The 13,208-nt window shown below is 64.7% G+C and carries 10 protein-coding genes; 4 read left to right on the forward strand and 6 right to left on the reverse strand.

Annotated features, from left to right (window positions below):
• The first annotated feature begins 123 nt into the window (after nt 1-123).
• Nucleotides 124-633: a PAS domain-containing protein gene (locus JJ959_RS15605; RefSeq protein ID WP_292885413.1), complete on the forward strand. Its 510-nt coding sequence runs from the start codon at nt 124-126 to the stop codon at nt 631-633.
• A gap of 203 nt (nt 634-836) precedes the next feature.
• Entirely contained in the window at nt 837-2,879 is a 2,043-nt protein-coding gene (locus JJ959_RS15610; protein ID WP_292885435.1) for a YgiQ family radical SAM protein, read from the forward strand.
• Nucleotides 2,880-2,911: 32 nt separating this feature from the next.
• On the opposite strand, the gene JJ959_RS15615 is transcribed toward JJ959_RS15610, so the two are convergent.
• The 6 genes from JJ959_RS15615 to JJ959_RS15640 form a co-directional block, all read right to left on the reverse strand.
• The gene (locus JJ959_RS15615; protein ID WP_292885415.1) at nt 2,912-6,484 is read right to left on the reverse strand and encodes a hydantoinase B/oxoprolinase family protein; all 3,573 of its coding nucleotides are present in this window, start codon (nt 6,482-6,484) and stop codon (nt 2,912-2,914) included.
• Between the two features lie 65 nt (nt 6,485-6,549).
• Complete coding sequence (locus JJ959_RS15620) at nt 6,550-7,833, reverse strand: TRAP transporter large permease (protein ID WP_292885418.1); 1,284 nt, start codon at nt 7,831-7,833, stop codon at nt 6,550-6,552.
• Nucleotides 7,833-8,393, reverse strand: coding sequence for a TRAP transporter small permease (locus JJ959_RS15625; protein ID WP_292885420.1), 561 nt, complete (start codon nt 8,391-8,393; stop codon nt 7,833-7,835). The genes JJ959_RS15620 and JJ959_RS15625 overlap by 1 nt, the downstream gene beginning before the upstream one ends.
• Nucleotides 8,394-8,477: 84 nt before the next feature.
• Entirely contained in the window at nt 8,478-9,530 is a 1,053-nt protein-coding gene (locus JJ959_RS15630) for a TRAP transporter substrate-binding protein (RefSeq protein WP_292885422.1), read from the reverse strand.
• 26 nt (nt 9,531-9,556) lie between these two features.
• A complete protein-coding gene (locus JJ959_RS15635; RefSeq protein WP_292885424.1) occupies nt 9,557-10,378 on the reverse strand; it encodes a putative hydro-lyase in 822 nt (273 codons plus the stop codon).
• A 76-nt stretch (nt 10,379-10,454) separates the two neighbouring features.
• Nucleotides 10,455-11,333: a LysR family transcriptional regulator gene (locus JJ959_RS15640; protein ID WP_292885426.1), complete on the reverse strand. Its 879-nt coding sequence runs from the start codon at nt 11,331-11,333 to the stop codon at nt 10,455-10,457.
• A gap of 411 nt (nt 11,334-11,744) precedes the next feature.
• On the opposite strand from JJ959_RS15640, the gene JJ959_RS15645 reads away from it, so the two are divergent.
• Both JJ959_RS15645 and JJ959_RS15650 read left to right on the forward strand, forming a co-directional pair.
• Entirely contained in the window at nt 11,745-12,329 is a 585-nt protein-coding gene (locus JJ959_RS15645; protein ID WP_292885436.1) for an SIS domain-containing protein, read from the forward strand.
• Between the two features lie 49 nt (nt 12,330-12,378).
• Nucleotides 12,379-13,086, forward strand: a complete 708-nt coding sequence (locus tag JJ959_RS15650; protein ID WP_292885429.1) for a transaldolase — start codon at nt 12,379-12,381, stop codon at nt 13,084-13,086.
• The last annotated feature ends 122 nt before the right edge of the window (nt 13,087-13,208 follow it).

Consider the following 13,208-nt stretch of genomic DNA (forward strand, 5'->3'; position numbering starts at 1 on the left):
TCGCCGAAACCGATTTCTGCACTTATGATTGTACCCGGCTCTTAGGTTTTGTCGGGACCGCCGGGGATGTTCGAGATTTTGGTGGAGCGCGAATTGCCTCGGCCGCGTGGCGAGGATGACCCCATGGCCCGGCTGTGGAGCTTCTGGGATCGCGAGCGGGACGGTGCGCGGGTCCTTCCGCGCGCCAGGTTCGATGCCTTTGCCTTTCCCGAACTGCTCGGCAGGATAAACCTCGTCACGATCGAGCCGGGGCGGCCGACGCGTTTCTGTTTCCGGGTTTTCGGTTCAGGGATGGACGATCCGCTTCAGGGCGACATGACGGCTCGGTCCGTCGCGGACATCAGGGAACCCGCCTATGCCGACCTGGTGCAACGCCACTATCTGCAGGCGTTTCGGCTCTGCCGGCCGTGCTTCGCGGAAATCAAATCGGACATTGGCGAGGGGAGCCTGTTTCACTATTGCCGGCTGATCCTGCCGCTTTCGACGAAGCAGGACATATGCGACATGCTTCTCGTCACCTCGGTCAGGTATGCCGACGACAGGAATTGGGCGCCCCAAGACGGGATCTCGCTGTCTCTTCAGAAGGCGCACCGCTATGACGGGACCGTTCCGGAACGGGTTCACAAGTTCTGAGCAGCATGCGCGCAGGATGGATGGGCATCGCGGTCGCGCGGTGGATTTGCTAGAATGATGGAATACCTTTAAAAGCTGCCGCTCCGCGCCATCACGACGAGGCATTGACCGTGACTGCCGTTCGCCCCCGCGAAGACGCGAGGGAAATCTTCAAGTACCGGAAATACTGGGCCCAGCGCTTCGGTACCGCGCCATTCCTGCCGATGAGCCGGGAAGAGATGGACCGGCTCGGCTGGGACAGCTGCGACGTCATTCTGGTCACCGGCGACGCCTATGTCGACCATCCGAGCTTCGGCATGGCGGTGATCGGCCGCACGCTGGAGGCGCAGGGCTTCCGCGTCGGGATCATCGCCCAGCCGGACTGGACAAGTGCCGACGCGTTCCGGGAACTCGGCCGGCCGAACCTCTATTTCGGCGTGACCTCCGGCAACATGGACAGCCTCGTCAACAATTACACTGCCGACAAGCGCCCGCGCCGGGACGACGACTACACGCCGGGCGCCGAGGCCGGCAAGCGTCCGGACCGTGCGGTGCTGGTCTATACCCAGCGCTGCCGCGAGGCCTATTCGGACGTGCCGATCGTCCTTGGCGGGATCGAGGCCTCGCTGCGCCGGATCGCGCATTTCGATCACTGGAGCAACAAGGTCCGCCGCTCCATCCTGCTTGACAGCAAGGCGGACGTGCTGCTTTACGGCAATGCCGAGCGCGCGGTGATCGAGGTGACCCACCGCATCGCCCGCGGCGAGAACCCGCGCGACCTGTTCGACGTGCGGGGCCTCGCGCTGGTCCGCAACGAGAAGGCGCCGGACTACCGCGAGGTTGACATGAGCTCGATCGACGACGCGCCGGAACGTGCGGCGCGCGACGACGACCATCAGGTCATCCGCCTGCCGTCCTACGAGACCGTGCGCGACGACCGCGAGGTCTATGCCCAGGCCTCCCGCATCCTCCATCTGGAGAGCAATCCCGGCAACGCGCGGCCGCTGGTGCAGCGCCACGGCGACCGCGACGTCTGGATCACCCCGCCGCCGATCCCGCTTTCGACCAAGGAGATGGACTGGGTCTTCGACCAGCCCTATGCCCGGGCGCCGCACCCGGTCTACGGCGACGCCCGGATCCCGGCCTGGGAGATGATCCGCTTCTCGGTCAACATCATGCGCGGCTGCTTCGGCGGCTGCACCTTCTGCTCGATCACCGAGCATGAGGGCCGCATCATCCAGAGCCGCAGCCAGGAGTCGATCCTGCGCGAGATCGAGGACATGCGCGACAAGGTGCCGGGCTTCACCGGCCAGGTCTCCGACCTCGGCGGGCCGACGGCGAACATGTACCGCATGGCCTGCAAGGATCCGGAAATCGAGCGCACCTGCCGGCGCCTCTCCTGCGTCTATCCGACGATCTGCAAGAACCTCAATACCGACCACAAGCCGCTGATCGATCTCTATCGGGCGGCGCGGGCGACGGAGGGCGTGAAGAAGATCTCGATCAGCTCGGGCCTGCGCTTCGATCTCGCTGTCGAGAGCCCGGAATATGTCGAGGAACTGGTGACCCACCATGTCGGCGGCTACCTGAAGATAGCGCCGGAACATACCGAGACCGGCCCGCTTGACATGATGATGAAGCCGGGCATCGGCTCCTACGACCGCTTCAAGGAGATGTTCGACGCGGCGGCGAAAAAGGCCGGGAAGAAGTATTTCCTTATTCCCTATTTCATCGCCGCCCATCCCGGCTGCACGGACGAGGACATGATGAACCTCGCCCTCTGGCTGAAGAAGAACGGCTACCGGGCCGACCAGGTGCAGACCTTCACGCCGACCCCGATGGCGATGGCGACCGCGATGTACTATTCCGGCCGCAATCCGCTGCGCCCGGTGCGCCGGACCGGTTCCGAGCGGGTCGAGACGGCGAAGGAAATGAAGCAGCGCCGCCTGCACAAGGCGTTCCTGCGCTATCACGATCCGGAGAACTGGCCGCTCCTGCGCGAGGCGCTGAAGGAGATGGGCCGCGAGGACCTGATCGGCAACGGCAAGCAGCACCTGATTCCGCGCTGGCAGCCTGTGGGTACCGGCAAGGCCGGCGGCGAGGGAAGGCGGCGGCGCGCCGACGGAGCGGGCAAGCCGGCCCCGAAAGGCACCAAGGCCGGCTGGAAGCTGCCGCACCGTCCCGTCGAGATGGACGAGGGATCCGGCACCCGGCCCCGCTCCGGCAAGCGCTCGAAGCCGAGGCGGCAGTCACGCGCGCAAGGCTGACCGGCGCGGTCTTCGGGTAGCTGCCGGGTTCCTCAGGAACCCGGCTTGCCCCATCCTCCGCCCGACGGCGTCTGCATGACGAAGAGATCGCCCGCATGGACCTCGTTGCGGTCGTTGCCCGCATGTTCGACGCGGGTGCCGTCCGCGCGTTCGATCCAGTCCCTGCCGACCTGTCCCGGCTCCGCTCCCGGCCCGGCGAAGGGCGGAACGCGGCGGTGGGAGCCGAGCGTGGTCACCGTCATGTCCTCGAGGAAGCGGAGCTTGCGGGTACAGCCGTCGCCGCCCGTCCAGCGTCCCTTGCCGCCGGAGCCGCGCCGGATCGACCATTCCTCGAGCCTGACCGGGAAGCGGTGCTCCAGCACCTCGGGGTCGGTGCCGCGGGTGTTGGTCATGTGGGTCTGCACCGCCGAGCAGCCGTCGAAGCCGGGGCCTGCGCCCGTGCCGCCGCAGATCGTCTCGTAGTTCTGGATCTTCTCGTTGCCCCAGACGAAGTTGTTCATCGTCGCCTGCGAGCCCGCCATGGCGCCGAGCGCGCCCATCAGGGCGTTGCAGGAGAGCTGGCTGACCTCCGTGTTGCCGGCGATCACGGCCGAGGGGTACTGGGCGTTCACCATCGAGCCTTCCGGCGCGATGATCTTCAGTGGCTTGAAGCAGCCTTCGTTGAGCGGGATCGGCGCGCCGACCAGGGTGCGGAAGACGTAGAGCACCACCGCGTGGCAGACGGCGAGGGGAGCATTGTAGTTGAAGCTGTTCCGCGCCGTGCCGGTGAAGTCGATCTCCGCCGAGCGGGTCTTGTGGTTGACGCGGACGGCGACGCGGATGAACTCGCCATTGTCGAGCTCGTAGTCGAAGGAACCGTCCTTCAGGGCGTCGATCACCCGCCGGACGCACTCCTCGGCATTGTCCTGCACGTGCTGCATGTAGGCGTGCACGGTCTCGAGACCGAACTGCCGGATCATCTTGGCGACCTCGCGGGCGCCGGTCTCGTTCGCCGCGACCTGGGCCGCGAGATCGGCCATGTTCTCGTTCACGTTGCGGCAGGGATAACGCCCGGAGGACAGAAGCGCCCGCGTCTCGGCCTCGCGGAAGACGCCGCCATCGACCATCTTGAAATTGTCGATGAGGACGCCTTCCTCCTCGATATGGCGGCTGTCCGGCGGGGCGGAACCCGGCGTCTTGCCACCGATATCGGCGTGGTGCCCGCGCGAGGCGACATAGAAGATCGGCTTGCCCGCCTCGAAGACTGGGGTGATGACGGTGACATCCGGCAGGTGCGTGCCGCCGTTGAAGGGGGCGTTCAGGACATAGACGTCGCCTTCCTTCATGTCCGGATTGAGCCGGATCACGGTGCGGATCGATTCCGACATCGAGCCGAGATGCACCGGCACGTGCGGCGCGTTCGCCACCAGCCCGCCGTCGGGCGCGAAAAGCGCGCAGGAGAAGTCCAGCCGCTCCTTGATGTTCACCGAATAGGCCGTGTTGGCGAGGGTCGCGCCCATCTGCTCGGCGATCGACATGAAGAGGTTGTTGAAGACCTCCAGCATCACCGGGTCGGCCGAGGAGCCGACGGCCTCCCTCCGCTTCATCGGATAGGCGCGGGAGAGGATCAGATGGCCCCATTCGTTGAGCGATGCGCGCCAGCCGGGCTCGATCACGTTGGTGCCGGTCGGCTCCTTGATGATCGCCGGACCCTCGACCATCTGGCCGGGCTGCATGTTCTCGCGGTCGTAGAGCGGGGTGGCGTCGCCGCCGAAATGGCTGGCGACATTATCCACCGGAACAGGTTTGGCGCTGCCCGGCTCCATCTTTGTATCGGCGATTTCCGCCGCGCCGCCGACGGCCTCGACGGCAAGCGCCTCGAACACCAGTTCACGTTCGCCGGCGGTGAAACCGAACCGGGCGCGGTGCGCCTCGTCGAAGCCTTTGCGTAAAGCGTCTTCGTCGCCGAACGGCACTTCCAGAGCCTGATGTGAGCCGCGGTAGCGGAGGTGCGCCCGCTTTTCGACCCGGATCGCATCGGGCGCGACGCCCTGCGATTTGACCTCGGCGACCGCTTCGGCCGCCGCTTCTTCGAGTACCTTCCCCGCTTCGGCGACGGACGCGATCGGCGCATCGAACTGGCGTTCACGGAGCGCGCGGATCTCGGCGAGGCCCATGCCGTAGGCGGAGAGCACGCCGGCGAAGGGATGCACGAAGACGGTCTCCATGCCGAGCGCGTCGGCCACGGCGCAGGCATGCTGGCCACCGGCGCCGCCGAAGCATTGCAGGGTGTATTTCGTGACGTCGTAGCCGCGCTGCACGCTGATCTTCTTGATCGCGTTGGCCATGTTCTCGACCGCGATGCGCAGGAAGCCCTCGGCGAGATCCTCGGGTGTGCGTTCCGCTTCGCCGGTCTCGGCCGCGATCTGCTTCGCCATCTCCGCGAATTTCTCCCGCACCACGGCGGCGTCGAGCGGCTGGTCGGCGTTCGGGCCGAAGACGGCCGGGAAATGGTGCGGCTGCAGCTTGCCGAGCATGACGTTGCAGTCGGTCACGGTCAGCGGACCGCCGCGGCGATAGCAGGCCGGTCCCGGATCGGCGCCGGCGCTGTCCGGTCCGACCTGGAAGCGGCCGTCGCGGAAATGCAGGATCGAGCCGCCGCCGGCCGCGACCGTATGGATGTTCATCATCGGCGCGCGCATGCGCACGCCCGCGACCTCGGTCTCGAAGGAGCGCTCGTAGGCACCCGCATAGTGGCAGACGTCGGTCGAGGTGCCGCCCATGTCGAAACCGATCAGACGGTCGTAGCCTGCAAGCTCGCCGGTCTTCACCATGCCGACGACGCCCCCGGCCGGGCCGGACAGGATCGCGTCCTTGCCGTTGAAGAGGGCGGCGTCGGTCAGCCCGCCGTTCGACTGCATGAACATCAGCCGGCCCTCGCCGCCGAGCGCGTCGGAGACCTGGTTCACGTAACGCCGGAGGATCGGGGAAAGATAGGCGTCCACCACGGTGGTGTCGCCGCGCGGGACCAGCTTCATCAGCGGCGAGATCTGGTGCGAGACGCTGATCTGTCCGAAGCCTTCCTCGGCCGCTATCGCCGCGACGCGGGCCTCGTGCACCGGGTTGAGGTAGCTGTGCATGAAGGCGATGGCGACGCTGTCGATCCCGTCAGCCTTCGCCCGCCGGAGGGCTGCGCGCGTGGCTTCCTCGTCGAGTTCGGTCAGGACCTCGCCTTCCGCGTCGAGGCGCTCCGTGACTTCGGTGACGCGTTCATAGAGCAGCTCAGGCAGCTTGATATGAAGGTCGAAGAGCTGCGGCCGGGTCTGATGCCCGAGGCGGAGCAGATCGCCGAAGCCTTTCGTGATCAGCAGCAGCGTGCGGTCGCCCTTGCGCTCCAGCAGCGCGTTGGTCGCGACCGTCGTGCCCATCTTCACGGCGTCGATCGTGTTGGCGGGCACCGGATCGTCCTTGCCGAGGCCGAGCAGCTCGCGGATGCCCTGCACCGCGGCGTCGCGGTAGCGCTCCGGATTCTCCGAGAGGAGCTTGTGGGTCAGCAAAGTCCCGTCCGGTTTTTGCGCCACGATGTCGGTGAAGGTTCCGCCGCGGTCGACCCAGAATTGCCACATGACAAAGTTTCTCCGTTGGCGCCAAAGGCGCATCAGTAGTCAGCCCACAAAGATAGTTCAGATGATCAGTAGAACAGGCTTGGCAGCCATAATGCGAGATCGGGGAAGATGAGCAGAAGTGCGATCATCGCGAACATAGTGATGACGAATGGTGCAGCTCCGACCATCACGTCGCTGAGCTCGCCCTTCTCACGCACGCCTTGCACGACATAGAGATTGATCCCGATCGGCGGCGTGATCAGCGCGGTCTCCAGCAGCACCATGAGCAGGATCCCAAACCACACCGGATCGAAGCCGAGCGAGATCACGATCGGCGTGACCAGCGGCGCCACGGTCAGCAGCATGGAGAGCGTCTCCATGAAGCAGCCGACGACGATCAGCACGGCGATCAGCATCAGCATGGTCTGCATCGGCGAGAGACCGAGCCCGGTGACGAAATCCGCCAGCGCCTGGGTGAGGCCGATGACCGAGAGCACGAAATTGAGGAACACGGCGGCGAGGATGATCAGCATGATCATCGAGGTCGTGCGCATGGTGCCTTCGACCGCGGCGCGGATCATTTCGAGAGAGAGCGAGCGGTTCGCCGCCGCGAGCACGAGGGCGGCGATCACGCCGAGGGCGGCGGCCTCGGTCGGTGTCGCGACGCCGGCATAGATCGAGCCGACGACGACGAGGAAGATCCCGATCGGCGGCAGCAGCGACGGCAGGGCGGCGATCCGGTCGCTCCAGCTCGCGTTCACGCTTTCCCCGCCCCAGGACGGCTTTGCGATGCAGAGAATGACAACCGTGATCATGAAGAGCGCGGCGAGCAGGAAGCCCGGCAGGAAGCCCGCGAGATAGAGTTCCGGCACCGAGGTGTCGGTGAGCAGGCCGAACAGGATCAGGTTGATCGAGGGCGGGATCAGGATGCCGAGCGTGCCGCCGGCGGCGATGGTGCCGAGGAAGATCCGCTCGTTGTAACCGCGCTTCTCGATCTCGGGGATCGCGACGGTGCCGATGGTGGCGGCGGTCGCGACCGAGGAGCCGGAGGTCGCGGCGAAGAGGGCGCAGGAGCCGGTATTGGCGTGCATCAGCCCGCCCGGCAGCCAGCCGAGCCAGGTCACGATGCCTTCGTACATTTTCGCGGCGATGCCGGAGCGGAGCAGGATCTCGCCCAACAGGATGAACATCGGAATGGCGACCAGCAGGAAGTCGGTTCCGGTCTGCCAGACCATGTCGCCGAGCGCGCGGTGCAGCGGCATCGGGCTCTCGAGATACTGCATGGTGAGGCCGAGCCAGCCGAGCACGGCGGCGACCGGAACGGCGAGGGCGATGAGACCCAGAAGGATCAGGAGCGTCTTCGTAAGCATCAGGCGATCTCGTCGTGAATCTGTTCTTCGAGGGTCTTCACGCCGATACGGCGCTCGCCCTCGGCGGCATTGCCGGTCAGCGTGGCGAAGAGGGAACCGACGAAGAGCAGGACGCCGCAGAGGACGAAGAACATCCAGCCGGCGAGCCACGGGATCTGCGGGATCGCGAGCGGTGTGCGCATCGGTGTGATCGAGCGCGAGCCGTGCTCCAGCGTGTCGGCGACGAGGCCCCATGCCATCCAGGTGACGATCCCGGCGAAACCGACCAGCAGGGCGAGGCCGAAGAAGTTCAGGAAGATCCGGAGCGGGCGCGGCAGGATCAGGAAGAGCGCGTCGACCCGGATATGGGCCCGCTCGAAGAGCGCGAAGGCGAGGCCGAGCGAGGTGGCGACGCCGAAGGCATAGCCGGAGATCTCGTCGGCCCCCGCGATCGACATGTTGAACAGTTTCCGGACGAACACCTCGATGGTGACGAGAACGGCGGATCCGAGGATCAGCGCGCCGCCGAGCCATACGAGCCAGCGGGACAGCCGGTGTCCGGCGTCAATCAGGCGAAGCATGGATTTCTCCCTCGAGGAGGTGACCGGGACAGGTATCGAAGAACAGGCCGGCGCCGGAGACCATCCGGCGCCGGTCCGGTCAGGTTACTTCGCCTTGGCGGTCAGGCCGAGGATCTTGCCGACGCTGTCGTTCCAGCCGGCCGCGCACTCGGCGCCGCAACGCTCGGCCCAGCGGGCGAGGACGACCTCGTTCGCGATCTTGTCGCGCAGGGCGAGGTCCTCGGCGGAGGGCGTCACCAGCTTCATCGCGCCCGGCTCGCCGATGTCGCACTTGCCGCCGGTGATGCAGCTGATCGCGACTTCGTCCTCGGTCGCGGTCTCGGTCCACATCTGGTCGTTCAGGATCGCCAGTTCCTTCTGCAACATGGCCTGCTTCTCGGCGCCCATGGCGTTCCACTTGTCCATGTTCATGGCGCCGAAGGCGAGGCCCCAGCCCACGCGGAGCGTGTAGGCATGGGTCGCGACCTGGTGCCACTTCGCCTTGTAGGCGGACATGGTGCCGGTGATGCCGCAATCCACGACGCCTTTCTCGAGCGCCGGAATCACTTCCGCGAACGGAACGGTGACGGAGGTGCCGCCGACGCCCTCGACGAAATCGCCGAGCGTGGTCGCGTAGACGCGGATCTTCTTGCCTGCCAGATCCTTGATGCCGTTGACCTCGCCGTTGCACCAGAGCGTCTGGCTCGGGAACGGATAAAGCATCAGCAGCTTGGCGTTGTAGATCTCGGCGAAGGCCTTCTCGAGGGTCGGGAAATAGGCCTTGGAGACCGTGCGCTGGGTCTCGATGTCCTGGGTGACGGAGGAGAGATCGGCGCCCTCGAAGACGGCATTCTCGGCCGCGACGTAGCCCGGCAGGCCGAAGGCGAAATCGAACACGCCGTTCTTCACCAGGCGCATGATCTCGAAGCCCTTCAGGCCGAGTTCGGTCTGCGGCTTGATCTCGCCGACGATGGCACCGCCGGAAGCCTTGGCGATGCGTTCGTTCCAGAACGGGCCCTCGTGCTTCTGGTAGTTCGTCAGGCTGCCCCATGTGCCGACCGCCTTGATGACGGTCGGACCGTCCGCGAGCGCGGGGCCAGTGACCGCGAGGCCGCCGGCGACGGCGAGCGCTGCGGCAAGAGTGGAAAATCGCTTCATTTTTAGTCTCCCTGTTTGTCTGTTGTTCAGGCGATGAAACTGTCCGTTGAGTCTTCTATGTCCGTGATCAGCATCCGTCCCGGCGTATGGGTGATGCAGATCGGCGGGCGCGCTTCTGCGAGCGCGTTTTGGGGGGTGACGCCGCAGGCCCAGAACATGGGCACGCCGCCGGTCGAGACCGGAGGGTCGCCCCAGTCGGGGGAATGGACGTCGGCAATTCCGATCTCGGCAGGGTCTCCCACATGGACCGGCGCGCCGTGCGCCCATGGGAACCGGCTGGTGATCTCGCGCGCCTCATCGACCTGATGCTCCGGGATGTAGCGCAGCGAGACGACCATACCGCCGCCGAACGGGCCGGAGGGGATCGTGTCGATATTGGTCCGGTACATCGGCACGGTGGTGTCGGCCTCGATATGCGCGACCGGGATGCCGGCGGCGACGAGCGCGTTCTCGAAGGTGAAGGAACAGCCGATGGCGAAGGCGACGAGGTCGTCGCGCCAGACCCCGTTCAGGTCGGACACCGTCTCTGCCAGCTTGCCGTCCCGATAGATGTTGTAGGACGGGGTGTCTGTGCGGACGTCGATCTCGCCGAGGGCCGGCCATAGCGGATTGCCGGTTTCCGTCATTCCGACGAGCGGACAAGGTTGCGGGTTCTGGCGGCAGAAGGTCTCGAAATCGCCCGCGTAGTCCGACGGCAGGATCGCGAGATTGACCTGCAGCTTGCCGGCGGCGAGCCCGGCGGTATGGCCGCGATAGGCGCCGCTCCTGATGGCGGCGCGGACTGCTTTCACATCCATCCGCGCAAGCGCTTCGAAGGACGTTTGCGCCGTTTCCTTGTGTTCGAGCATCGCTGCCTCCCGTTCGGGTAAAACCTTAGGCAGCGAAAACGATCACGTTCAAATTAGTAATTTTGCAGAAAATCGATCAATTATTTTTATCATAGGCGACAGCCGTCCGTTGCGCGATTTCCGCCGCCCGGGCGCTGACCATCGCGTCGGGCGAGGCGAGAAACGAGGCGGTGAAGCCGAGGGGGGCGGGCGTCCAGCCTGGATCGAAACGCTCGACCTGACCCGAGGCGAGATAGTCCGCCGCGAGGGAGAGTGGCAACGCACCGATCCCGAGACCGGCGGCGACGAGGCGGAAGCAGGCCGAGAGCGAAGATGAGGGAAAGATCACAGCGCTGGAGCCGTAGCGCTCCATCAGTTCCTCTTTCAGCAGTCGGAAAGGGCGTGTGTCGCGGGCGAAGGTGATGACCGGTGCGCCTTTCGCCGGATCGCTGACCGCGAGGTCGGGCGCGCGAAGCCAGGTCATCTCGAAAGCCGGCAGGGCGATGTTCTCGACCCGGTAGTCCGAGACCGGCCCCATGAGCAGCGCGAGGTCGACGGCGTTCCCCAGCAATCGTTCGCGCAGGTTGCGGGAGATGTCGACGTCGATCTCGACGGTGATACGGGGAAACTCCGTTCTGAGCGCGGCAATGAAGTCGGGCAGCCAGGACTGGACGATTGTCTCGGAGACGCCGATCCGGAACAGGGTCTCGACCTGTTCCGGTTGCCCGACATTGCGCTGGATCAGGCTGTTCAGTTTCAGATACTGCTCGGCATAGCCGATCAGCGCCATCCCGCTCTTGGTCGGTTGCATCGAGGCGGAGCGGTCGAAAAGCTCCACGCCGAGCGCGGTTTCCAGGGTCTTGATCCGTGCCGTGATCGCTGGCTGCGTCAGATGCAGTTCCTCGGCGGCCTTGCGCACATTGCCGGTTCTGGTAACCGCGAGGAATGCCCGTATCTGGTCCAGCGTGAAATGCACCGACTATTCCGTTCGCTTGAAAAAGGTATCCCAAGCTACTGCGACGGGATTGCGTGTGACAGCCCTATCGCGCGGGTCGCAAGACGTCCTGGCGGGACGGCGCCGATACGTTGGACTATCTGGCCTCCGGCGAGGCCCGTCGCGTCACCGGAGAATCGGGCCGTCCGCGGTGCTACTGTCAGGGTTCTGGACATCAGGTCTGTTAACGGCACTTTGCGTAGATGCTCCACCTTATGATTGCCAAAGCCTCTCCAAACCCCTTGTTGTCTCATGACAAATAATACCGAGGGTGCCTTATGGGTTAAGAATGGAAGCTTTGCGATCTGTCATCGATCTTGCATTGAATATCGCGTTTTGAGACAAGCTACGCGCGATATTATCCGGTCTCGCGACTTCGAAGAGGACCTGTTCTTGGCTCATGTTCAGCGGTTTTTCTCTCTGGCCGCAAAGGTATGCGGGGCGATTGACTATACGGAAATCGAAGCCGTGGCCCGGTGCCTGAAAGAGGTGCGCGATGTGGGCGGGCGTCTCTTCATTCTCGGTGTCGGCGGCAGCGCAGGAAATGCGAGCCACGCGGTCAACGACTTCCGCAAGCTTTGCGGGATCGAAGCTTATGCGCCGACCGACAATGTCTCGGAACTGACCGCACGCACCAATGACGAAGGATGGGAGACCGTCTTCCGCGAATGGCTGAAGACCAGCCGTGCCCGGAGCGAGGATGCGCTGCTCGTATTCTCCGTTGGCGGCGGAGACGCCGAGCACGGGGTTTCCATGAATCTTGTGCATGCCATCGACCTCGCACGTGAGCGCGGGATGAAGATCTGTTCGGTCGTCGGACGGGATCAGGGCCATGCTGCCAGGCACAGCACCCACGCCGTGGTGGTGCCGCAGGTGGATGCGGCTCTGGTCACACCGATATCGGAAGCGTTCCAGGCCGTTGTCTGGCATGCACTTGTTAGTCACCCGGAGCTACAAATTGCGGCAACCAAATGGTGACCAGATAGTTGCGCGGCAGGCAGGCAGAGCGATGATTTCGAAAAATGGATTGAGTATCGCGATCTATGCCGACGGCGCCGATCTGGAAACCATCGCGGTGCGCGCCGCCGATCCGCAGATCAGCGGGTTCACGACGAACCCGACGCTGATGAGGAAGAGCGGGATTGAGGATTACGATCGATTTGCCGAGGATGCGCTCGCGATTGTCGGGAACCGCTCGATCAGCTTCGAGGTCTTTGCCGACGATTTTCCGACCATGGAGAAGCAGGCGCGGAAAATCGCGTCATGGGGAACGAATGTTGCGGTGAAAATCCCGGTCACGAACACCAGAGGAGAGTCCGCCGCGCCGCTGATCAGGGCCCTTTCGGCGGACGGCATCACGGTGAATGTGACCGCGATCATGACAACACAGCAGGTCGCCGGGGTCGCAGAGGCGCTGTCCGCCGATACGCCGGCAATCGTTTCCGTCTTCGCAGGTCGTATTGCCGATACCGGGCGGGACCCGGTCCCCTACATGGTCGAGAGCAAACGCCTGCTGGCTGGAAAACCGAAGGCGGAACTGCTTTGGGCGAGCCCGCGCGAGCTGCTGAACATTTTCCAAGCCGACGCATGCGGCTGCGATATCATCACCGTTACGGACGACCTGTTGAAGAAGCTGCAATGGATCGGCCGGGACCTCGACGTATTGTCTCTCGAGACCGTCAAAATGTTCCATGATGATGCGGTCTCGGCGGGGTTCAGCATAGAAATCAACTGAGCTTCCCTGCGCCGAAGAGAAGTGGGGGATTTGGAGGAAGTGTTTTGTCACGACGTTTCAACAAGGTCCTGATCACGGGTGGGGCGGGGTATGTTGGCAGCCTTCTGATCCCGCAGCTTCTG

It is taken from the genome of Nisaea sp. (assembly GCF_017640745.1).
Lineage (GTDB): Bacteria > Pseudomonadota > Alphaproteobacteria > Thalassobaculales > Thalassobaculaceae > Nisaea.